This is a genomic window from Pseudomonas sp. TH15 (assembly GCF_016651105.1).
In the GTDB taxonomy this organism is placed as follows: Bacteria; Pseudomonadota; Gammaproteobacteria; order Pseudomonadales; family Pseudomonadaceae; genus Aquipseudomonas.
In genome coordinates this window covers 5073827-5097162 of record NZ_JAEKEL010000001.1, presented here as the reverse complement: position 1 = coordinate 5097162, position 23336 = coordinate 5073827, and the positions used below count along the sequence as shown (strand labels likewise).

16 protein-coding genes and 2 pseudogenes are annotated in these 23336 nt (G+C 60.1%); 3 read left to right on the top strand and 15 right to left on the bottom strand.

Annotation, left to right across the window (positions count from 1 at the left end; translation table 11 throughout):
* Window positions 1-48: 48 nt before the first annotated feature.
* A complete protein-coding gene (locus JFT87_RS23005; RefSeq protein WP_201204803.1) occupies window positions 49-2253 on the bottom strand; it encodes a TonB-dependent receptor in 2205 nt (734 codons plus the stop codon).
* Between the two features lie 576 nt (window positions 2254-2829).
* Between JFT87_RS23005 and JFT87_RS23000 the strand changes: the two genes are divergently transcribed.
* Entirely contained in the window at window positions 2830-3921 is a 1092-nt protein-coding gene (locus JFT87_RS23000) for a DUF1615 domain-containing protein (protein WP_201204801.1), read from the top strand.
* Between the two features lie 70 nt (window positions 3922-3991).
* Here the strand turns inward: JFT87_RS23000 and JFT87_RS22995 are convergent, their stop codons facing one another.
* The 12 genes and pseudogenes from JFT87_RS22995 to JFT87_RS22940 all read right to left on the bottom strand — a co-directional run bounded on the left by JFT87_RS22995 (window position 3992) and on the right by JFT87_RS22940 (window position 17482).
* Window positions 3992-4471: a hypothetical protein gene (locus JFT87_RS22995; RefSeq protein ID WP_201204799.1), complete on the bottom strand. Its 480-nt coding sequence runs from the start codon at window positions 4469-4471 to the stop codon at window positions 3992-3994.
* A gap of 223 nt (window positions 4472-4694) precedes the next feature.
* Window positions 4695-5396: an anti-sigma factor gene (locus JFT87_RS22990; RefSeq protein ID WP_201204797.1), complete on the bottom strand. Its 702-nt coding sequence runs from the start codon at window positions 5394-5396 to the stop codon at window positions 4695-4697.
* Window positions 5393-5926: a sigma-70 family RNA polymerase sigma factor gene (locus JFT87_RS22985; RefSeq protein WP_201204795.1), complete on the bottom strand. Its 534-nt coding sequence runs from the start codon at window positions 5924-5926 to the stop codon at window positions 5393-5395. The genes JFT87_RS22990 and JFT87_RS22985 overlap by 4 nt, the downstream gene beginning before the upstream one ends.
* A 155-nt stretch (window positions 5927-6081) precedes the next feature.
* Window positions 6082-6603, bottom strand: a complete 522-nt coding sequence (locus tag JFT87_RS22980; protein ID WP_201204793.1) for a DUF3455 domain-containing protein — start codon at window positions 6601-6603, stop codon at window positions 6082-6084.
* Between the two features lie 158 nt (window positions 6604-6761).
* Window positions 6762-8408, bottom strand: coding sequence for an ABC transporter ATP-binding protein (locus tag JFT87_RS22975; protein ID WP_201204791.1), 1647 nt, complete (start codon window positions 8406-8408; stop codon window positions 6762-6764).
* Between the two features lies 1 nt (window position 8409).
* Window positions 8410-9432 carry an ABC transporter permease gene (locus JFT87_RS22970; RefSeq protein WP_201204790.1) on the bottom strand — a complete coding sequence of 341 codons (1023 nt, stop codon included), beginning with the start codon at window positions 9430-9432 and terminating at the stop codon, window positions 8410-8412.
* Complete coding sequence (locus tag JFT87_RS22965; protein WP_201204788.1) at window positions 9432-10496, bottom strand: microcin C ABC transporter permease YejB; 1065 nt, start codon at window positions 10494-10496, stop codon at window positions 9432-9434. Before JFT87_RS22965 ends, JFT87_RS22970 begins: the two co-directional genes overlap by 1 nt.
* Before the next feature lies 1 nt (window position 10497).
* A pseudogene (locus tag JFT87_RS22960) lies at window positions 10498-12362 on the bottom strand (extracellular solute-binding protein).
* 220 nt (window positions 12363-12582) lie between these two features.
* Window positions 12583-15294, bottom strand: a complete 2712-nt coding sequence (locus JFT87_RS22955; RefSeq protein ID WP_201204786.1) for a TonB-dependent receptor — start codon at window positions 15292-15294, stop codon at window positions 12583-12585.
* A 209-nt stretch (window positions 15295-15503) separates the two neighbouring features.
* Entirely contained in the window at window positions 15504-15905 is a 402-nt protein-coding gene (locus tag JFT87_RS22950) for an ExbD/TolR family protein (RefSeq protein WP_201204785.1), read from the bottom strand.
* Window positions 15905-16591, bottom strand: coding sequence for a MotA/TolQ/ExbB proton channel family protein (locus tag JFT87_RS22945; protein WP_371748312.1), 687 nt, complete (start codon window positions 16589-16591; stop codon window positions 15905-15907). Before JFT87_RS22945 ends, JFT87_RS22950 begins: the two co-directional genes overlap by 1 nt.
* 67 nt (window positions 16592-16658) lie before the next feature.
* A pseudogene (locus JFT87_RS22940) lies at window positions 16659-17482 on the bottom strand (energy transducer TonB).
* Between the two features lie 1205 nt (window positions 17483-18687).
* Between JFT87_RS22940 and JFT87_RS22935 the strand changes: the two are divergent.
* On the top strand, window positions 18688-19311 hold the full coding sequence (locus tag JFT87_RS22935; RefSeq protein WP_201204783.1) for a glutathione S-transferase N-terminal domain-containing protein: 624 nt from the start codon (window positions 18688-18690) through the stop codon (window positions 19309-19311).
* 170 nt (window positions 19312-19481) lie between these two features.
* Here the strand turns inward: JFT87_RS22935 and JFT87_RS22930 are convergent, their stop codons facing one another.
* Complete coding sequence (locus JFT87_RS22930; protein ID WP_201204781.1) at window positions 19482-19922, bottom strand: CBS domain-containing protein; 441 nt, start codon at window positions 19920-19922, stop codon at window positions 19482-19484.
* A 592-nt stretch (window positions 19923-20514) separates the two neighbouring features.
* Between JFT87_RS22930 and JFT87_RS22925 the strand changes: the two genes are divergently transcribed.
* A complete protein-coding gene (locus tag JFT87_RS22925; RefSeq protein WP_201204779.1) occupies window positions 20515-22875 on the top strand; it encodes a DNA polymerase II in 2361 nt (786 codons plus the stop codon).
* Here the strand turns inward: JFT87_RS22925 and JFT87_RS22920 are convergent.
* Window positions 22840-23310: a DUF1810 domain-containing protein gene (locus JFT87_RS22920; RefSeq protein ID WP_201204777.1), complete on the bottom strand. Its 471-nt coding sequence runs from the start codon at window positions 23308-23310 to the stop codon at window positions 22840-22842. The genes JFT87_RS22925 and JFT87_RS22920 overlap by 36 nt on opposite strands.
* Between the last annotated feature and the right edge of the window lie 26 nt (window positions 23311-23336).

The window sequence follows — 23336 nt, the reverse complement described above, 5'->3', positions numbered from 1 at the left end:
GGCCCCGCAGCCATCAAAGCCGCGGAGCCTTTTTCCTGACGGTGACGCTTAGAAGTCGATCGTCCCCGACAACTTCGCCACGCGCGGTTCGCCCTGGGTCAGGTAACCGCCCTGAGCCGATTCCCAGTACTTCTTGTTCGCCAGGTTTTCCACGCCCAGACGCACGGTCACGTCCTTCTCCGAAACCTTGAACGCATAACGCGCACCCGCATCGAAGCGATTCCAGGTCGGCAGGCTCAAGTTGTTCGCCGCGTCAGCATATTGGCCGCCGGTGCGCAGCATCCGCGCATTCAGCGCTACGCCTTGCAGGCCGGGCACGTCCCAGTCGGCGCCGGCGTTGAACTGGAAGGTCGGCACACCAATCGCACGGTTGCCGTCGTTGGCGCCGTTCTGGGTATTTTTCAGTTCGGTGTCCATCAGGGTCAGGCCGCTGATCAGGCGCAGGCCGCTGATCGGCTCGCCGAACACGTTCATTTCCACGCCTTTGTTGACTTGCTCGCCTTCACGCACATAACGCGACGTGTTGGCGTCGATGATTTCCGAGTAACCGTCGCTCGGCTGTTCGATGCGATAAACACCCAAGCTTGCACCGTAGGTGCCCATGTCGACTTTCACCCCGGCTTCGGTCTGCTTCGAGCGTGCCGGTGCGTAGGCTTCGTTGCCGTTGATCACGACGCGCGAGCCGGACGTGGTCGGCGACGTCGGCCCTTGCGCCAGGCCTTCGATGTGGTTGGCGTAGAACGAAACATGCTCCCACGGCTTGAACACGATGCCGTACACCGGCGTGGTGATCGATTCGTCGTAGCTGGAAGAACGCGGGCCGCTGCCGTAGCTGGCGTAGCTGTAACCTTGCACGACCAATTGCTGGCGACGCAGACCGGCGGTGATCAGCAGGCGATCATCGAAGAAACCGAGGGTGTCGGAGATCGCGAGGCTACGGTTGAAGGTCTTGCCGACGATGCCCGGATCGCTGTTGTCGCCACCGGCGAAGTTGCCGACCGGCGACGGGGTTTCCACCGGGTGGTAGATGTTGTTGGCGTATTTGGTCAGGTCGAAGTCATAGGCGCTGCGCTGTTCAGCCCAGATGCCGGTCAGGCCGAAATTCAGCTTGTGGCTGACGGCGCCGGTGTTGAACTTGCCGTTAAGGCCGGCCATGACGCTGGTGTTGTCTTCGTCATGGGGGATAAACGAGCCAGTGGTGGTCGATGCACCCGTGTTGCCGACCAGCGTGGTCGAGTTGTAGCGCCCGACTTCGCGGGTGTGCTTGGCGCCACCCGCGGCGTAGGCGGTCCAGTTGTCGTTCAGATCGTACTCGGCGCGGAGCATGCCGAAGGTGTCTTCGATGTCGGTGTAGCCCCACTTCGGCGCGTAGTTGGTGTCGGCCGACGGTGCGTCCGGAATGTGCGTGGCGGTGCCGAGGTTGACCGAGTTGCGACCACCGTTGACGCGTTCTTTCTGGTAGGCGAAGTCACCGGAAATGCGCAGGGCGTCGCCGCGATAATCGAGGCCGATGGCGAACAGTTTCGAGCGTTGGTTTTCGTGGTCGATGGCGGTGTCGCCTTCGCGCTGGGACAGGTTGACCCGCGCGCCGAAGCGGTTGTCTTCACCGAAGCGCTGACCGAGGTCGAGGTGCTGACCGATGCGGCCTTCGCTGTTGATGTCGGTGGTGTAGCGGCGCAGTGGCACGTCGCCGGCGCGTTTTGGCTGCAAATTGACGCCGCCACCGATGCCGGAGCCGGTCGGGGTCACGCCGTTGACGAAGGCATTCGGGCCTTTGAACACTTCCACACGCTCCAGCGCGTCAGTGGAAATGATCTGCCGTGGCAGTACGCCGTACAGGCCGTTATAGGAAATGTCGTCGCCGTTCAGCGGCAAACCGCGAATCATGAAGACCTGCGATTGGTTGGAGAACCCCGAAGCCTGGCGTACCGACGAGTCGTTGAGCAGCACATCGGCGACGTCTTCGGCCTGTTGATCCTGAATCAGTTGCTCGGTATAGGACGCGGCGCTGAACGGCACGTCCATCATGTCTTGATTGCCCAACACGCCGAGCTGACCGCCACGCGCGACCTGACCACCGGCGTAAACCGGTGGCAAGGCATTTGGCGTCGGCGCCTGGGCGTTGATGTTGACGTTGTCGAGCACCAGCTCGTTGCTATCGCCTTCGGCGGCGTAAGCGGTGACAGTCAGGGAGCACAGCAGGGCGAGAAGCGTTGGGCGAAAAGGGACGGCGAGTCGAGCAGGAGCGGGCATTTTTATACCTGGAGGCGCACGGCCAATGGGAAAAAATAAGGGCGGCGCGGGAACTCCTTGCGCAAATGCGACTCCAGGCGCAAATGATAGGTTTTCTCAGTAACGTTTTGCAATCAGTTTGTCATCAGTCGCTGAAACCTCTAAGTGAGCGGGCAAACCTGTGGTGGGGGCGTTATCTGTGGTGTGGGGATTTATCTGTTGTATGGGTATTTATCTGTTGTATAGGGATTTATCTGTTTTATGAGGATTCATCTGTGGCGAGGGGATTTATCCCCGTTGGGGTGCGAAGCGGCCCCTCTTTTGACTTACAAGGGGACTGCTGCGCAGTCCAACGGGGATAAATCCCCTCGCCACAGATAAATCCCCTCTCCACAGATAAATCTCCTTTCCACAGTTGAATCCCCCCTTCACAGATAAATCTCCTTTCCACAGTTGAATCCCTTCTCCACAGTTGAATCTCCTCGACAAAGAAGGAGCGTGAACATCCAGGGAACAGGGCTGGAACCTTGCAGTCCTAGCTTGCGCCACGGCATTGAACGTATGGTGAACCGGGCACAACGGACTGGATGAAGCTTCATGCACAACTTTCGATTACCGATCACGCTCGCCGCACTGCTGGTACTCGGCGGTTGCGCCAGTCAGCGCAGCGATGAACCCGCACCGCGTGCGCCGAATGAAGTGAAGGCCGAAATCGTGCGCCTGTTGCCGGCCAAGACCGCCGACCGCGAAGGGTGGGCGACGGACATCTACGCAGCGTTTGTCGCCCAGGACATTTCACCGACCACGCAAAACCTTTGCGCGGTCCTGGCCGTCACCGAGCAGGAATCGACCTTCCAGGTAGACCCAACCGTGCCGGGCCTGGGCAAGATCGCCCGGGACGAGATCGATCGCCGCGCCGCCAAGGTGCACATCCCCAGTTTGCTGGTCAGCGCTGCGTTGCAAGTCCGTTCACCGAACGGCAAAAGCTACAGCGACCGACTCAACGCCGCCCGCAGCGAAAAAGAACTCAGCGCAATCTTCGATGACTTCATCAGCATGGTGCCCATGGGCCGGACCTTGTTCAGTGGGTTCAACCCGGTGCACACCGCCGGGCCGATGCAGGTCAGCGTCGAATTCGCCGAGCAGGAGACACGCCATTATCCCTATCCGGTGACGGGCTCGATTCGCCATGAGGTGTTCAGCCGTCGCGGCGGCATGTACTTCGGTATTGCCCATTTGCTCGGCTACCCGGTGAGCTACAAGCAGCCGCTGTATCGCTTTGCCGATTTCAATGCCGGTTGGTACGCCAGCCGTAATGCGGCATTCCAAAATGCGCTCAGTCGCGCGTCCGGCATCCCGCTGGCGCTGGACGGTGACGTGATCCGCTACGATTCGATCATGCCCGGCACCACGGAACTGGCGGTGCGCACCCTCGGCAAGCAACTGGGCATGCGCAATCCGACGATTCGCGATCAGTTAAATAAGGGCCAAACCCTGGAATTTGAAGACACGGCGCTCTACCGGAAAGTCTTCGCCCTGGCCGAGAAGGCCGAAGGCCGGGCGTTGCCGCGTGCGATGTTGCCGGGGATCGAACTGCACAGCCCGAAGATCACCCGCAAACTCACCACGGCATGGTTTGCCAAGCGGGTTGATGAGCGTTACAAACGCTGCATGGCCAAGGCCGGCTGATTCCCGCAGACGTAAAAAACCCGGCTGCGGGAGCCGGGTTTCTCTGGGTTGTTGCATTGAAGCCATCCATTCAAACGGCGCGGCGTTCAAGCAGACGATCCGAACCACCTTCAGCAACGGTGTTGCCCTGCAGACGATCCGAGCCACCAGCCGCTACGGTATTGCCCTGCAAACGATCCGAGCCATCAGCTGCAACGGTGTTGCCCTGCAGACGATCCGAGCCATCAGCCGCGACGGTGTTGCCTTGCAGACGATCCGAGCCATCAGCCGCTACGGTGTTGCCTTGCAGACGATCCGAGCCATCAGCCGCGACGGTGTTGCCTTGCAGACGATCCGAGCCATCAGCCGCGACGGTGTTGCCTTGCAGACGATCGGAGCCGTCAGCCGCGACGGTGTTGCCTTGCAGACGATCGGAGCCATCAGCCGCTACGGCGTTCTGGTACAGACGATCCGAGCCGTCAGCGGCGATCATCGTGTGGGTCGGGGTAGCGGCAAAAGCGTTAACTGCAAAAACCGAGAAAGCGATGCTGAGAAGGGTTTGGCGTTTCATGATCGTGTGCTCCGGGTGTTGTTAGTTGGGTATGGAGCGGATGTTACGCCGAGGATTTTTTATGAGAACTTCATTGACGTGATGGTGACCATCGACGGCAATGATGGTTCATGTAGGAGCTGCCGAAGGCTGCGATCTTTTGACGTTGTTTTTAAGGGCAAGATCAAAAGATCGCAGCCTGCGGCAACTCCTACAGGGAAAACAGTTCAGACCTGCGTCAGCCTCAAAGCACTTTTACGGCCCTGCCGATCGCCTGAATCGGCCCGGTCGGTTTGCCGATTGGCGAGCCATTGGCACCTTCAAGCGTCAACTCGAATAGCTGATTCGGTTGCAGCGGCGGCAGCTTGTCCAGCGGCACCGACAACGCCTGTCCCGGTTTGACCAACCCCAGCGACACCGGCCCTTGCCAACCGTCAGCCTTGGTCCAGAACTCCAGCGCCTTGTCCGCCGGCACCTCGACCACGCCCAGTGGAATCAACTGAATCTCCCGCGAATTGCTGGCCTGGATCACCCAGCCCGGCGCCTTGTCCTGCGGCGCCACCAACACCACCAGATAATTCGGCTTCGGCGTGGTCTGGGTCAGCAGGATCGCGCCCAGGATCAACGTCGCGGCCAATCCGGCAGCGCTCAGGCCACGCCACAACGGCAGCAGATTCCACCATGAGGCTTTCGCTGCAATCGGCAGGCTTGGTATTTGTCGCTGGAGCGTTCGCTCAATGCGTGGCCACAAATGTGGCGACGGCTGGAGGGGTTCGACAAGGTCGGTCAGGTCCAGCAACCGCCGCTCCCAGGCACCCACCGCTGCACGCAGCTCAGGATCAGTCGGCAGGCGCCGTTGAACGTCGGCGCGATCCTCGGCCGAGAGCGTGCCGAGCACATATTCGCTGGCCAGTTCATCGCGTTCTTGCGCCGATTCAGTGGTCATCCCATGCACTCCCGCAAGGCGTTGAGGCTGCGCTTGATCCAGGCTTTGACCGTGCCCAGCGGCGTGTCGAGGCGTGTGGCAATCTGCGCGTGCGAATAACCGTCGACATAGGCGTGCAGGATGCAGCGCCGACGCTGCGGATCGAGTTGTTCAAGGCAGCGGTGAATACGCGCCGAATGTGCGTGGGCGTCGAAGCCATCATCCTCTGACAGCGCTGCATGTTCTTCGCTGAACGGCGTTTCCCGGCCATGGTCGCGCAGCAGATTCAACGCCAGGTGCCGGGTCACGCTGAACATCCAGCCTCGCGCCGAACCGCGTGCCGGATCAAACCCCGCCGCGCCGTTCCAGATCTTGATGAACGCCTCATGAACAATGTCCTCGGCCAGCGCCGTATCGCGCACCAGCCGCTTGGCCACGCCGAGCAGGCGCGGGCCTTCCTGCACATACAAATCGCGCAGGGCCGCACGCTCGCCGCGCGCGCAGGCAGCAAGACGGGCTTCGTAATCAAACACGGATTCGGGCAAAGACATGTCGTGCAATCTAGCTCACATTCCAGCAAACACCACCGCACCCCGTAGGCGCCGAGCTTGCTCGCGAAAGCGTATTTTCAGTAAAAAATATATGACTGACACAACGCTTTCGCGAGCAAGCTCGGCTCCTACAAGGAATTGAGTGAATCAACGCATCAGTTCACGGCCCAGAAGATGTAATCGGCCTGGTACTTCACCACTTCCTGTTTGCCCTTGTTCGCCGCTGTGCATTCGCTGCCCGGCGCTACGCCGCCCTTGAGGGCGACGCGCTGGATGTAACTCACGCCCGTCATGGCACCTTTGCCTTCGGCCGGGTTGGCCTTGACCAACTGATAGGGCAGGTTGCCCGGGCTCGATGGCGCCACGGCCAATTGCGTGCCGGTGACTTTTGAACCGTCCTTGGCCTGCCAGGTGGCGGGTGGACCAAAGTAGGTGCCGACCTGTTTGCCGCTGCGATCGTTGAGCACCGCTTTCGGGCCGACGAAGGTCCACTCGGTCTGCCCGGCGACGTTGGGCTTGTCGCGGCACTCGTAGGTGATCTCGCCAACGCCGGTGGTTTCCATCGCGATCTTGTGGCCATCCGGGACTTTGATCGCGTCGGGATAACTGCTTTGAGCGAAGGTCGTCGAGGTGACAGCGAGCAAACCGGTGAGGCCAATCAGCTGGGTAATGTTCATCAGTGTGTTTCTCCGAAAAGGGTAAACCGCTGACAGCCGAAGAGGGCTGTTACAGGGACTACCCATGGCGGAGGCGTTTGGATGCAGTGCCCGGAAAATAAATTTCAAACCCCACTGACCTTCCCTGTGGGAGCGGGCTTGCTCGCGAATGCGGAGGATCAGTCGACATAAATGTTGCCTGACACACCGTATTCGCGAGCAAGCCCGCTCCCACAGGGATTTTTGTCAGTCTTCAGGCCGGAGGCTTTCAGAAGTTCCTGGGTGTAGGGGTGTTTGGGCGCAGCGAAAATCTCCCGTGACGAACCCTGCTCAACGACTTTGCCATCCTTGATCACCATCAAGTCATGTGCCAAGGCATGCACCACCGCCAGGTCATGGCTGATGAACAGGTATGTCAGCCCATGCTTGATCTGCAACTGCCGCAACAGCTCCACCACCTGTTTTTGCACCGTGCGATCCAGCGCCGAGGTCGGCTCATCCAGTAGAATCAGCGCCGGTTCCAACACCAGGGCGCGGGCGATGGAGATACGCTGGCGCTGACCGCCGGAAAATTCATGGGGGTAACGATGACGGCTTTTCGGATCGAGCCCGACTTCTTCCAGTACGCGAATCACTGCCGCCTCGCGCTCAGCCTCGGTGCCGATGCCATGGGTCAACAAGCCCTCGGCAATGATCTGTTGCACCGACATCCTTGGGCTTAGGCTGCCGAACGGATCCTGAAACACCACCTGAATCTGCCGCCGCAATGGCCGCATCAAACGTTGATTGAGCAGGCTCAGTTGCTTGTTGCCGAAACGAATATTGCCCTCCGATTCCACCAATCGCAGGATCGCCTGGCCCAGCGTCGATTTGCCCGAGCCGGACTCGCCAACAATGCCCAGCGTCTTGCCCCGTTGCAGGGTGAAGCTCACGCCGTCCACCGCTTTGATGTAGTCCTGCTGACGGCTGAACAACGCTTTGGGCAATGGAAACCAGACCTTCAGATCATCCACCTCCAACAGGTTGTGATCGAACTGGCTCGGCACCGGCGCACCGCTCGGTTCGGCCTCGATCAGCAAACGGCTGTAGGGATGCTGCGGTGCGCGGAACAGCGTTTCGCAATCAGCCGCTTCGACGACTTCACCGTGACGCATCACGCAGACCCGCTGCGCGATGCGCCGCACCAGATTGAGGTCATGGCTGATCAACAGCAGTGACATGCCGAGCCTTTGCTGCAGCTCGATCAACAGTTCGAGAATCTTTTGCTGCACGGTCACGTCCAGCGCGGTAGTCGGCTCATCGGCGATCAACAGTTCTGGCTCATTGGCCAACGCCATGGCGATCATCACCCTTTGTCGCTGCCCACCGGAGAGCTGATGTGGATAGGCTTTCAAGCGCTGCAAAGGCTGGCGAATGCCGACCAGCTCAAGTAACTGCAAAGTCCGTTCGCGGGCAGCGCGGCCCTTCAGGCCTTTATGAATCTCCAGCACTTCACTGACTTGCTTTTCCACCGTGTGCAGCGGATTCAGCGAAGTCATCGGCTCCTGGAAAATCATTGCAATCCGGTTGCCACGCAAACCGCGCATCTGCTGCTCGCTGGCGTGCAACAAGTCCACGCCGTTGTAGCTGATCGAACCGCTGCTGCTAACGTTTTTGCCTGGCAGCAAACGCAGGATCGAATGCGCCGTCACCGACTTGCCTGAACCCGATTCACCAACCAGCGCCAAACACTCACCCCGACGAATATCCAGGTTCAAACCGTGCACCACTTCCTGCCCGGCAAAGGCAACGCGCAGGTCACGTATCTCGATCAAATGGTCTTTCATCTCAGCTCCTCGGATCAAACGCATCTCGGCAAGCCTCACCGATGAAAACCAGCAACGACAGAATCAACGCCAAGGCAAAAAACGCCGTCAGCCCCAGCCACGGCGCTTGCAGATTGCGCTTGGCCTGGCCAATCAGTTCACCCAGCGACGCCGTGCCCGCTGGCATGCCGAAACCAAGAAAGTCCAGTGCAGTCAGCGTGGCGATGGCGCCCGTCAGAATGAACGGCAGGTAGGTGAGGGTGGAGGTCATCGCGTTGGGCAGGATGTGCCGACGCATCAGTTCGCTGTCGGTCAGGCCCAGCGCCCGTGCGGCTTTGACGTATTCCAGATTGCGCCCTCGGAGGAACTCGGCGCGCACCACATCGACCAGTGCCAGCCACGAAAACAGCGCCATGATCCCCAGCAGCCACCAGAAACTCGGCGAGACGAAGCCGGACAAAATGATCAGCAGATACAGCACCGGCAGCCCCGACCAGATTTCCAGCACCCGCTGCCCGAGCAAGTCGACCCAACCGCCGTAATAACCCTGCAGCGCCCCGGCAACGATGCCGATCAACGCACTGATGCCGGTGAGGATCAGCGCAAACAGAATCGAAATACGCGTGCCGAAGATCACCCGCGCCAACACGTCGCGCGCCTGATCGTCGGTGCCCAGCCAGTTGCTGGAAGAGGGCGGGCTCGGCGCCGGTTCACTGAGGTCGTAATTGACCGTGTCGTAGCTGAACGGGATCGGCGGAAACAGCATCCAGCCGCCCTGATCCTCGATCAACTTATGCACGTAGCTGCTGGCGTAGTCCGGCTGGAATGGCAGCTCGCCGCCGAAATCGGTTTCCAGGTAATCGCTGAGGATCGGAAAGTAAAAAGCATCGTGATAACGAATCACCAGTGGTTTGTCGTTGGCGATCAACTCGCCGCCGAGGCAAATCAGGCACAGACCGATAAACAGCCACAGTGACCAGCGACCTCGCCGATTGGCTTTGAATTGCGCGACACGGCGCCGGCCCAGAGGGGAAAGTGTGAACATCAGGCAGTCCTCGCCGAGAAGTCGATGCGCGGGTCGAGCAGGGTGTAGCAGAGGTCGCCGATCAGCTTGATCAGCAGGCCGAAGAGGGTGAACAGAAACAGCGCGCCGAACACCACCGGGTAGTCGCGCGAGACCGCCGCTTCGTAACTCATGCGGCCGAGGCCATCGAGGTTGAAGATGGTTTCAATCAACAGCGAACCGGCGAAGAACACCTCGATCAGCGCCGACGGCACCCCCGCGACCACCAACAGCATGGCGTTGCGAAACACATGGCCGTAGAGCACGCGGCGCTCGGTCAGGCCCTTGGCCCGGGCGGTGATCACGTACTGGCGGCTGATCTCGTTGAGGAAGCTGTTTTTGGTGAGGATCGTCAGCGTCGCGAAGCCGCCGATCACCAGTGCCGTCACCGGCAACACCAAGTGCCAGAGGTAGTCACCGACCTTGCCCAGCGTGCTCAGGCTGTCGAAGTTATCCGAGACCAGTCCTTGCACCGGAAACCAGTTGACGTAGCTGCCACCGGCAAATACCACGATCAACAGAATCGCAAAGAGAAACGCCGGCATCGCGTAGCCGACGATGATCGCTGTACTGCTCCAGACATCGAAAGCGCTGCCGTTTTTGATCGCTTTGCGAATGCCCAGCGGAATCGAAATCAGGTAAGTGATCAGCGTCGCCCACAAGCCCAATGACAGCGACACCGGCAGCTTCTGCACGATCAGGTCGGTGACCTTGGCGCCACGGAAGAAACTGCTGCCCAGATCCAGTTGCGCGTAATTTTTCAACATCAGCCACAGGCGTTCGTGCATCGGTTTGTCGAAGCCGTAGTGGTGTTTGATTTCCTCGATCAGTGCCGGGTCGAGACCCCGACTGCTGCGCCCGGCACCGCCAATCGCGGCAACCTCGCCACCGCCGCCCATGCTGTGGCCGCCGAAGCCTTGCAGGCGGGCGATGGCTTGCTCCACGGGGCCGCCCGGCGCGGCCTGCACAATGAGGAAATTGACCACCAGGATGCACAACAGTGTGGGGATGATCAGCAGCAAACGTCGACTCAGATAACGCAGCATGTCACTGGCCTCCCGCGAGTCGGGCGTTCATCTGTTGGCTCGTCAACGTTTTGGCCGCGACTTCCCACCAGGTTTCCAGCCCTTCGTTGTAAAGCGGTTGCTGCGCCGGCATGCCAAAACGGTTCTGATACACCGTCGGCGTGCCCTTGGAGTAGTAGTTGGGAATCATGTAGTAACCCCATTGCAGCACCCGGTCGAGGGCGCGGGCGTAATGCACCATGGCTTCGCGGGTGTTGGCCTGCACCAGCCCGTCGATCAGTTGATCGACCGCCGGATTGGCCAGCACCATCGAATTCGAACTGCCGACCTGCGTGGCACTTTGCGAGGCGTACAGGCTGTACAGCTCGCGGCCGGGGAGACGATCGGATCGCCGCTGCGCGGGAAACTGGTGACGATCATGTCGTAGTCGCGGGCGTTCAGCCGATTGACGTATTGCGCCGAATCGATGCGGCGTAAATTCAGCGTGATGCCGATCTGCGCGAGGGTGCGTTTGAACGGCAGCAGCATGCGATCGAAACCGCCCTGACCGTCGAGGAAGGTGAATTCCAGCGGCTCGCCGTCAGCGTTGACCAAACGATTGTTTTTCGCTGTCCAGCCCGCCTCGGCGAGCAGCTTCAAGGCTTGCAGTTGCTTGTCGCGGATGTAGCCGCTGCCGTCGGTTTTCGGTGCCTCATACACCGTGGTGAAGACCTCGTCGGGGACCTGCCCGCGCAACGGTTCGAGGATCTTCATTTCTTCGGCATCAGGCAGTGCTGTGGCAGCCATTTCACTCTTCGGCCAGAAGCTGTTCTGGCGCACGTAGAAGCCGCGCATCATCTGCTTGTTGGTCCATTCGAAATCCCACAGCAGACTGATTGCCTGGCGGACGCGGCGATCCTGAAAGATCGGGTTTTGCAGGTTGAATACGAAGCCTTGCGCCGCCGTCGGTTTTTCCGGGGCGAGGATCGACTGTTGCAAGCGACCATCGCGCAAGGCCGGGCAGTCATAGCCGACCACGTAACCGGACGAGGAAAACTCGCGGTTGTAGTCGAACGCACCGGCCTGCAAGAGTTGGCGGGCGACGTCGGTGTCGCCGTAGAAATTCACCGTAAGCGTGTCGAAGTTGTACAGGCCGCGACTGACTGGCAGGTCCTTGCCCCACCAATCCGCATCACGCTGGAAGCTGATACTGCGCCCGGCGTCGACTTTGCTCACGCGGTACGGGCCGCTGCCCAGCGGTGGCTCGAAACCGCCGCCGTTAGCGAAATCGCGGGTTTGCCACCAGTGCTCCGGCACGACGCGCATCGTCGCCAGATCCAGCGCCAGTGTGCGGTTGAGGTTGTTCTTGAAGGTGAAGCGCACTTGCCGTGGGCCTTCGATGAGCACGTCCTGCACGTCGGCGTATTGCTGCCGATAACTCAGGCTGCCTTTGGTCATCAGCAAGTTGAAGGTGTAGCGCACGTCTTCGGCGGTGATCGGCGTGCCGTCGGCGAAACGTGCTTTTGGATTGAGGGTGAAACGCACCCACAAGCCTTCGGGGTCGCGCTCCATCTGTTGCGCGACCAGGCCGTAGACGGTGTACGGTTCGTCCAGTGAACGAAACGCCAGCGGCGAGTACACCCAGTCGTTGACCTGCACCACGCTGATGCCTTGATCGGCATACGGCGCGATGTAGTTGTACTGGCCGATTTCCATCGACGCGCGGCTGAGCGAACCACCCTTGGGCGCGTCGGGATTAACGAAGTCGAAATGCTCGAAACCCGCCGGGTACTTCGGCGCCTCGCCGTATACCGTCATCGCGTAGCTGCCGCCGGCCAGCGCCGGTGCCACATTGCACAGCAGCGCGCCGCCAAGCAGCAGGCCTGCCATGTTGCGCATGAAAGTCATGAAGTCACTCCTGAGCCCCTGAAAGATCACGGTTCAACCTGTCGGAGTGAGCCTGTGTGGCGAGGGGATTTATCCCCGTTGGGGCGCGAAGCACCGCCAAAACCTGCAACCGCGAATGACCAGACAGACCGCGATCAATGGTTACGACTGCTGCGCAGCCGGACGGGGATAAATCCCCTCGCCACAAGACTCATTCCTACAGGGATTACGGTGTTGCGGGTTAGAAGTGGTACGTCATGCGCGCAAACAGGGTGCGGCCCAGCGGGTCGGTGTAGCGTGGGTCATAGCCGCTCTGGAAGTTGTAGGCCTGGTTGGAGAACGGCGGGTTGCGGTCAAACATGTTCTTCATCCCGGCATCGACATCCAGCACTTTATTGAAGGTGTAACCGGCCGACAGATCCCACACCGAATACGACGCCACGCGCGCATGGGTATCGCGGTCGTAGTCGTTGTAACCGGTGGTGAAGCGGTTGGTCAGCGACGCTCGCGCCGCGCCGAAGGTCCAGCTGCCGGTGAGGTTGTGCTTCCAGCGCGCGATCACGCCGTCACCCTCGAAGTCGCCGACCTTGTCGGTGAACGGGCCCTTGATGGTGCTCTGGAAGTCGTACTCGTCGACATAGGTGCCTTGCAGGCCCAGGCCGAATTGACCGTACGGCGTGTTCGGGAAGCGATAGTCCAGCGACACATCGACCCCGTTGGTTTCGACGATGCCGAGGTTGGCGTTGCCGGTGACGATGTAATTGAGCGTGCCGTCGGCGTTGCGCACGAAGCGATCCGGGTAGGAACCGGCCTGATCAAACACGGTGGATTCCGGGAACGGCTGAATCTGGTTGGAGATGTGAATCCACCAGAAATCCAGGCCCACCGACAGGTTGTTGATCGGCTGGTAGACGAAACCCAGCGTCACGTTGCGCGCCTTCTCCGGGGCCAGGTCTTCGTTGCCGCCAATCTGGTTGAGGAACTGCTGACCGCAATCGCGGCCGCCATTACCACCCGGTTGCACCACGCCGCCGGTACACAGCACCGGATCGTTGTAGTAGCCCTGAGTGAAGGTGATGCTGCGCGGCGAATACAACTCATACAGCGACGGTGCGCGGAAACCTTCGCTGTACGCGCCGCGCACCACCAGCTCTTTGAGCGGCTGATAACGGAACGAATATTTCGGATTGGTGGTGCTGCCGAAGTCGCTGTATTTGTCGTGACGCACGGCGGCGGACAGTTCGAGGCTGTCGAGCACCGGCACGTTGATTTCTGCGTAAGCAGCTTTCACGCTGCGGTCGCCCTCGACACTGCCGTTCGGGTCGATGCCGAGGCTCTGGATGTCGCCGGCGAACGACTCGAAGTCCTGATGGAATTTCTCTTTGCGGTACTCGCCACCCAGCGCCAGACCGGACGGGCCCGCGCCGAACCAGTCGCCAATCTCACGGCTGATACGCCCGTCGAATCCGGCCACGCGGCCGACCGCAGTGGAGTAGGCGCCGTGGTACATCGCTTCATCGATGTATTGCTGACCGGCCGTAGACTGCGGGCCGAACGGGTTGAGCAGACCGCTGGCCAGACCATTGATCATCGCTTGATCGCTGACGTAACCGCTGGTGACGCTGGAGACGATTTTGTTCTGGTTGTACGAGGCGCCGACGTTGTAATCCCAACCGCCGACCAGACCATCGAAGCTCAGCAAGAAGCGCTGACTGGTGTTCTGGTCTTTCGACTCACGGGGCCCGGCAGCGGTTTCGCGCCAGTTCACATCAACCGGTTGCGTCGGGTCGAGGGCGAATCCGCTCGGGCCGGGTGTAATGCCGTTGCCGGGGTAGTAGGGCGACGACGAATCGAGGCTCAAACCGGTCAGTGGCGCTGGGCCGACAGCGGTGGCGTTGTTGTTGCGCGACCAGAAGTATTCGAGGTTGACGTTGTGATCGTCGGCGAGTTTGCCGGTGGTCTTGCCGAAGAACGACGTCTTCTCGGTTTGCGGCACCAGGTCGATGTATTCGCGGGTGCTGAAGCGGCACAAACCGTCGCGCGCCACCAGGTTCGGCCCGTTGCAATTGCTGTTGGCCAGTGGATTGGTGGCGTTGCCGTTCTGGCTATAGTTGCCGGGGAACGCGGTGCCGGAGGTCTGATCGAGGCCACGCCCGGGATCGTAGTCGCGGGCGAAGGAGCGGTCGTTGGCGTCGAGGTTCTGCTGCTTGTTGTAGTTGAACACGCCAAGGACGTTGAAGCGGTCCTGCTCCAGATCGCCGTAGCCCCAGCTGGCGCTCATGTCTTTGGTTGCACCGCCGCCGCTGTGGGTCGGGGTTTCGCCGCCAAGGGTGAGTTGGCCATCGGTCATGGATTTCTTGGTGATGAAGTTGATCACGCCGCCGATGGCATCGGTGCCGTACAGGGCCGAAGCGCCGTCGCGCAGCACTTCCACACGCTCGATGGCGGCAAACGGGATCATGTTCAGATCCACCGCACCGCCGGCCGAGTTGGTCCCCGACAAAGCGTTGTTGGCCAGGCGTCGACCGTTGAGCAGCACCAGCGTCTTGTTCGCGCCGATGCCGCGCATGTCGGCGAACGAGGCGCCACCGGTGGCCGCACCGACCGAGCCGGCGCTGTTGTTGATCGACTGGCTGCCGGTGATCCGCTGCACCAGTTCGGCGGTGGTGGTCACGCCCTGTTTGCGCAGCTCGTCAGCCTTGAGAATGGTGATCGGCACCGCCGTTTCCGCATCGACACGGCGAATCGCCGAACCGGTCACTTCCACCCGTTGCAGTTGCGTGGTCGGCGCAACCACCGCCGCCGCTGCGGGGACGGCCGCATTGTCGTCCTCCGCGGCCTGCACAGTCCCGGCGCCCATCCCCATGGCCACCAGATACAACGGAACAAAACGGTGACGAGAAATCGTCGCCACCAAAGGTTTCAGCGTAAAGCGTGGAGTGTTCATCAGCATGGTTGTTTCCGACTTTGTTAGACGTTATCGAAATGGCCTTGTGAGCCCTGATTGCGCAGGTCACGGTGGTGCCGCGCCGCGAAAAACCACTTTCTTCAAGCAAGCCGATCCCCTCCGAAGACGCGTAGCGTTTTTTCGGTCGGCCGAGTGCGACGGGATTTCTTCAGCGGTGCCGGGCGCGTATTTTCAACGCGCGCCCGGCACCGCACTCAGTGGGTGGTCATCACCGAAATCTTGCTGATGCCCGAGCGTTCGATGGACGCCATGGCCTTGGCGACCTGGCCATAATTCACCGAGGAATCGGCCTGTAGCTGAACGCGTACTTCGGCGTCCTTGGCCTTGACCTCCTTGAGGCTGGCCTCCAAAGATTCCGGGGCCAGTTCGGTCTTGGCCAGATAGAACTTGCCGTCCTGATCGACGCTGACCACCACCGGGTCCTTTTTCTCGGCGGGGGCGACGGCGTCGGTTTTCGGCAGGTTGACTTTGATCGCGTTGGTCATCAGCGGCGCGGTGACGATGAACACCACCAGCAGCACGAGCATCACGTCGACCAGTGGCGTGACATTCATTTCGCTGAGCACTTCTTCGCTGTCTTGAGTGGAGAACGACATCAGCTGGCCTCCCGCACGGCGGCTGTGGTTTTGCTGGCGATGGCCTGGCGGCTGATGGAAAACGCACTGCGCGAGGCGAGGGCGTCAAAGTCGTGGGCGAAATCGTCCATGTCCGCCGATGCGAGTTTCAGACGACGCAGGAAGAAGTTGTAAATCAGCACCGCCGGCACCGCGACGGCGATGCCCACGCCAGTAGCGATCAGCGCGTGGCCGATGGGCCCGGCGACCGCTTCAAGGCTGGCCGAGCCGGTTTCGCCGATGCTTTTCAGCGCTTCCATGATTCCCCACACGGTGCCGAACAGACCAATGAACGGCGCGGTGCTGCCAATACTGGCGAGGATCGCCTGGCCGTTTTCCAGCGAGCGGCGTTCCTTCTGGATCTGCTGGCGCAAGTTACGCTCCAGTCGATCCGAGCGGTTGATGGTGTGCGCCAGTTGCTGCGTGGTGCGCGGCGAATCTTCCACCAGCAGGGCTTCGAAACCGCTGCTGGCAATGCGCGCGAGCGAGCCCGGATACTGGCTGGCGTGTTCGGCGGCAGTGAGCAGATCGGGCGCGCCCCAGAAGGCTTTGCTGAACTGTTTGTTCTGCGCTTTCTGGCGCAGGTATTGCGCCGATTTGACCAGCAGGATCGCCCAGCTGACCACGGAAAACAGCACCAGACCCCAGAGCACGCCGGGGACAATCATCGAAGACAAATCGTTCATGGTGATACCTCGCTTGCGTTATTCGGTTGTGCGTTGATTGAGCGTTCGGTTATTGCGGCAATTTGAAATCGATGGTCTGGGTGGCGAAGCCGTCAATCGGTGTGTCACCGCGTTTGGCCGGAATAAACTTCCAGTTCTTCACGGCGGCAACGGCGGCGTCATCCAGTTGCGGCTTGCCGCTGGATTTGGTCACGGTCACTGAACCTGCACGACCGTTGGCCAGCACTTGAATGCGCAGCACCACGCTGCCTTCCCAGTTGCGCCGCAACGCCAGCGACGGGTATTCCGGCGGCGGGTTGCCGAGGCTGGCGAGGCCGGAAATCGCCGCCGATTCCTTGACCGGGCCCGGGGCCGCTGCGGGAGCCAGTGGCGCGCTCGGTGTCGCCGGTGCCGCTGGGGCTGCCGGTTGTGCCGGGGCGGGCGGGGCTTTCGGCGGCTCGACTTTTTCACCGGTTTGGGTTTCTCGACCGGTTTGGGTTTTTCGATTGGCTTGGGCTTTTCCACCGGTTTTGGCGGCGGCGTGACCGCATCCTCGTCTTCCACCGGTTGTTCGGGTTCGGGCGGCGGTGGAGGCGGGGGCGGCGGCGGTGGTTCCGGCGTCGGCGGTGCCGGTGGCGTCGGACTTGTCAGCTCTACGGTCATTTCCGGAATCTGCGGCGGCGTCGGCAACGGCTCGGTTTTACCCTGCTGGAGAAACCACCAGGCGCCGCCGTGTATCAGCGCCGACACGGCAACCAGCAAAACCATCTGCTGTTTATTCAAACCGCCCGGTTGCGAGGTATTGGCTTTAAAGGCCGGCCTGCCCGAAGTTGGCGGGATCGGCGCGTCCCGTAACAAACCCGGCAGGGTTCTGTGCTTTACCGCATCGTTCATTAAAGCTCCCTCGGGTTGATGAAGGGCAATAAGGTGCCGTCCGAACATGTGGGTCATGTTCGAGTGGATGGGTGTAACTTTCTTTTGGGTGTGCAGAAGCCGATAGTTGAACTATCCGGTTAACAAGGCTTGTGCAACTTACTGGCTCAGCGCCATCGACTTCGTCGGTTCATTACCCATTCCCTGGTGTTGTTCTATAGGTAGGAGCTGCCGCAGGCTGCGATCTGTTGATCTTGTTTTAAATGATCAAGATCAGATCAAGGTCAACAGATCGCAGACTTCTCGAATTGTGTTTTGCAACCGCTGTGCCAAATGTTGCTGGAATGTAGGTGGGTTATTTCATTGATGTTACCCATGTCGCATTTATATAAGTTTCGATGGCTGGCCTGTTTATCTTCGGCGCATACAATCCCGTCGCCGCGTACGCAGCGGCTTTTTTCAGGGCGAGTCTGGCCGTGTGCTCTATCTCGCGGATTGGCGAGGCAGAGCGGCAATTCTCGTGTCAGTCGGGGCACTTGCTGGTGCGCGGCGGACTGATTTGGTGCGGGTCAATGTTTTAGCGGGTCACAGGGGCTATTCCTTGTTCTTGTTTAAATGAAATCAATGCCTGAGTCTTTGCTTAGTTGCAGTCGTTGGTGCAGTTTTGGTGCAAATATAAAATAGCTGAAGTTATTGTCTGACAATCCAGCTGAAGACTGATTAGTGCATGGCTCGCGCAATGATATTCAGCGTTGTATTTAAAAAATAAATAAGACTGTGCGCTCGGTGAATAACTCATCGCCGAGCACAGTGGGGGTATTGGGTTAGGTAATACAGTAAACGCGCAGGTGGCCGGTGCTGTTCAGATGAACTCGGCTGTTGGCGTAAAGAGATGCAAAGGCAGTGATGCGGCAGAACGATTGAAGATTCACGCGGTGAACTCCTTGTTGCCAGCTCGGATACGCGAACTTTTGGTTCGGTATCGCACCTTACAAGAACGCGGATAGCGTTCGATGATTGCTCTTGGTGCGGGATCGGCACCGTAAGCGCTGTTTCGCGAGGGTTGAATTCGCAAGTGGCGAGCGCATGGGAAATTCGTGCCAAAACGGATACACAGCCAAGAAATTTCTACATCCGGACAGCCGCCATCTATTCTGTGGCGTGTGACTTTTGTGGTGAGGGGATTCAGCGAAACGTCGCAGGTCATCAATAGAGAAGGGGGAGTCATGTATCAGCTCTACGGACATCGCAATTCAGGCGCAGCCGCCATCGAAGCGGCGCTGGAGTTGTGCCAGATCGCCTACCGCTTCATCGATACCGAAGCCAGTGCCGAAGCTGCTGACGCATTGGCGCAACTCAATCCGCTGAAGCAGATCCCGACCCTGCAACTGCCCGATGGCAGTGCGCTGACCGAGAGCGCGGCCATTCTGATTCACCTGGGTCTGGCGTTTCCCAAGTCCGGCCTACTGCCAGACAATCCACTGGACCGCGACCAGGCCATTCGCGGTCTGGTCTACATCGTCAGCAATTGCTACGCGGCGATTGGCGTTATCGACTACCCCGAGCGCTGGTTGCTGATGCCTGACGAAGCGTCACGGCAGAACCTGATGGCCGGCGCCCGAGAGCGCTTGCACTGGAGCTGGGAGGTGTTTGCCGACCAATTTTCCGCCGAGTTGTACCTGGACGACGAAACGCCGGGGGCGCTGGACGTGCTGGCGGCGGTGGTGACGCGCTGGGCCGGCAGCCGCGAGCACTTGCGCCAGACGCGGCCGGGGTTTTATGCGTGGTTGCAGAGGATTGACCGGCATCCGGTGTTGGCTCCGGTGTTTGCCCGGCATTGGCCAGCCTGAACCCACCACACAACCAAATGCAGGAGTGAGCCCTGTGGCGAGGGGATTTAGCGAAGCGTCGCACCGCCCCGATGGGGCGCGAAGCACCCCAAAGAAACAGGGCCTGCTGCGCAGTCCATCGGGGCGGTGCGACGCTTCGCTAAATCCCCTCACCACAGTGTTTTTGCGATTTATTCCCCGCGAATGTACTGCTCCAACTGACGAATCAATTCCGCCTGTTCGGCAATCGCTTCCTTGACCAGGTCACCGATGGACAGCAAGCCCAGCAACTTGCCGTTCTCCACCACAGGCAGGTGGCGCAGGCGTCTGTCGGACATGATACCCAGGCAGGTATCGACGGTTTGGTGGGTGTCGACGGTGATCACCGGGGACGCCATGATGTCGCGTACCGGGGTGCCCACCGAAGAGCGGCCGTGCAGCACCAGTTTGCGCGCGTAGTCGCGCTCACTGATGATGCCCAGCACTTCGTCGTTCTCCACCACCAGCAAGGCACCGACGTTTTTCTCGGCCATCTTCATCAGTGCTTCGAGCACCATGTGGTCGGGTTTGATCTGGTGCACTTCCTGATTCTTCTGATCTTTCAACTTGAGCAGTTGGGCGACGGTTTTCATGGCGGCTTCTCAGGTGTTGTCGTTGTTCTTGAAGAATCGTAGACCCAAGCGCGCAGGGCAAGGCGCAAAGCGGCAGATAACACGCGAAAAACGTCATTTCCAAACCAAATGCCCATCACTCGGTGAAAAATGAACCTGTGGCAAGGGGATTTATCTCTGATGAGAGGATTTATCTGTGGTGAGGGGATTTATCTGTGGCGAGGGGATTTATCCCCGTTGGCCTGCGCAGCGGGCCCAAAAACAGACAACCGGGTTTTCCTGGTACACCGTGTCGGATGGTTTTGGGGCTGCTTCGCAACCCAACGGGGATAAATCCCTCGCCACAGATAAATCCCCTCATCCCAAAGAAATCCTCTCATCCAGATAAATCCCCTCATCCCAGAGAAATCCTCTCATCCCAGAGAAATCCTCTCATCCAGATAAATCCCCTCATCCCAGAGAAATCCTCTCATCCAGATAAATCCCCTCATCACAGATAAACCCTCTCATCCCAGATAAACCCTCTCATCACAAAGTATTCCAAACTGAAAACGCGGGCGATGAAGGGGCAGCGTAGAATGCGCACCAGATTCAGTTTCCCGAGGTTGCAGTGGTGGATTTACAGCAGGGCTTCGTCCTGACCCGGCATTGGCGCGATACCCCGGCCGGCACCGAAGTCGAGTTCTGGCTGGCGACCGATGCCGGTCCCCGGCGCATCCGCCTGCCTCATCAACCGTCGGTGGCCTTCATCCCGGCGGAGCAGCGCGAGCAGGCCGAAACCGTGTTGCGCGGGGAAAAGAACGTCGAACTGCGGCCCTTGGCCCTGCTGGATTTCGAGCATCGTCCGGTGCTCGGCCTGTATTGCCAGCAGCACGGCCAGTTGATGCGGCTGGAAACCGCGCTGCGCAAGGTCGGGGTCGAGATGTTCGAAGCCGACGTGCGCCCGCCGGAACGCTACATGATGGAGCGTTTCATCACCGCGCCCGTGCAGTTCGGTGGCACACCCAACGCCGAAGGCCTGCTGCTCGACGCGCAAATGAAACCGGCCCCCGGTTACCGGCCGAATCTGCAACTGGTGTCCCTCGACATCGAAACCACCGCCCAGGGCGAACTCTATTCCATCGCGCTGGAAGGCTGCGGCGAGCGTCAGGTGTACATGCTCGGCCCACCCAACGGTGACGCCCGCGCGGTGGATTTCCAGCTCGAATACTGCGACTCCCGAACCCTGCTACTGAAAAAACTCAACGAATGGTTCGCCCGACACGATCCCGACGCGATCATCGGCTGGAACGTCGTGCAGTTCGACCTGCGTGTCCTCCACGAGCACGCCCGGCGCCTTGCGGTGCCGCTGAAACTGGGGCGTGGCGGCGAAGAAATGCAGTGGCGCGAGCACGGCAGCCGCAATCATTACTTCGCCTCGGCGGCCGGGCGCTTGATCATCGACGGCATCGAATCCCTGCGTTCGGCGACCTGGAGCTTCCCCTCGTTCAGCCTGGAAAACGTCGCACAAACCCTGCTCGGCGAAGGCAAGGCGATCAGCACGCCGTACCAGCGCATGGACGAAATCAACCGCATGTTCGCCGAAGACAAACCGGCGCTGGCCACCTACAACCTCAAGGATTGCGAACTGGTCACGCGGATCTTCGCCAAAACCGAGTTGCTGACCTTCCTGCTGGAACGGGCCAGCGTCACCGGTTTGCCGGCGGATCGCAGCGGCGGTTCGGTGGCGGCGTTCACGCACCTGTATATGCCGCTGATGCACCGTCAGGGCTTCGTCGCGCCGAACCTCGGCGGCAAACCACCCCAGGCCAGCCCCGGCGGTTTTGTGATGGACTCGCAACCGGGGTTGTACGAGTCAGTGCTGGTGCTCGACTACAAAAGCCTTTATCCGTCGATCATCCGTACCTTCCTGATCGACCCGGTAGGGCTGATCGAGGGCCTCAAGCACCCTGACGACAGTGAGTCGGTGCCCGGCTTTCGCGGTGCGCGTTTTTCCCGAACCCGGCATTGCCTGCCGGCCATCGTCGCGCGGGTCGCCGAAGGTCGCGAAACCGCCAAGCGTGAACACAACGCGCCGCTGTCCCAGGCCCTGAAAATCATCATGAACGCTTTTTACGGCGTGCTCGGTTCCAGCGGTTGCCGGTTCTTCGACACGCGGCTGGCCTCATCCATCACCCTGCGTGGCCATGAAATCATGCTGCGCACCCGGCAGTTGATCGAAGCCCAGGGCCACGCGGTGATTTATGGCGACACCGACTCGACCTTCGTCTGGCTACGCCGCGCCCACGGTCAGGAAGAAGCGGCGCAGATTGGCCGCGCTTTGGTGGATCACGTCAATCAGTGGTGGCGTGAGCATGTGCAGCAGCAATATGGTCTGGAAAGTGCGCTGGAATTGCAGTTTGAAACCCACTACAAACGCTTCCTGATGCCGACCATTCGCGGGGCCGAGGAGGGCAGCAAGAAGCGTTACGCCGGGTTGGTCACCCGCGCTGACGGCACTGACGAAATGATCTACAAGGGCCTGGAAACCGTACGCACCGACTGGTCGCTGCTGGCCCGGCAATTTCAGCAGGAGCTGTACTCGCGGATCTTCCATCGCCAGCCGTATCAGGACTATGTGCGCGACTACGTGCGCAAGACCCTCGCCGGTGAGTTCGACGACCGCCTGGTCTATCGCAAGCGACTGCGCCGCACCCTCGACGAATATGAGCGCAACGTGCCGCCCCATGTGCGGGCGGCGCGGATGGCCGACGCCTATAACGAACAGCAGGGCCGCCCGAAGCAATACCAGAATGGCGGCTGGATCAGCTACGTGATCAGCGTCGCCGGGCCGGAGCCGCTGGAGATCCGCAGTGCGCCAATTGACTACGACCACTACGTCACCCGGCAACTGCAACCGGTGGCCGACGCGATCCTGCCGTTCGTCGATGACGACTTCTCAACGCTGATTGGTGGGCAGTTGGGCCTGTTTTAGGTCCAGCAGCGACAGCGTCCAGTCATCCTGTATGCCATGGAAAAATTGATCCAGCGCCCGATGGAACAGGCTGCCGTCGGGGGCAACTTGGGCGAACAGGGTCATGGAGGAGTGAAACTTGAGATCATCGGGGTGGCCGAAAATCTCGGCAATCGAGCGTTTTTTCAGGTTCAGCACTAACTGGGTGCAGGTGCGCAACCGTGCGCCCAACAGTGGATGCTTGAGGTAGGCCGCCGCTTCTTCGGCGGAACCAATGGCGAAATGGCGGGACATTTCGCTGCCGCCGAGCCCGGCAATCTGCGGAAAGATGAACCACATCCAGTGCCGGCGTTTCTGGCCGGCGCGTAGCTCCTCCTGAACCCACTCGAACACCGGGTCCTGTGCCTGGACAAAGCGTGGCAGATTGAACGAGTCGAGCTGATCGGTGCTTCTCATTCCGAAGCCCTCTACAGGTCGCGATG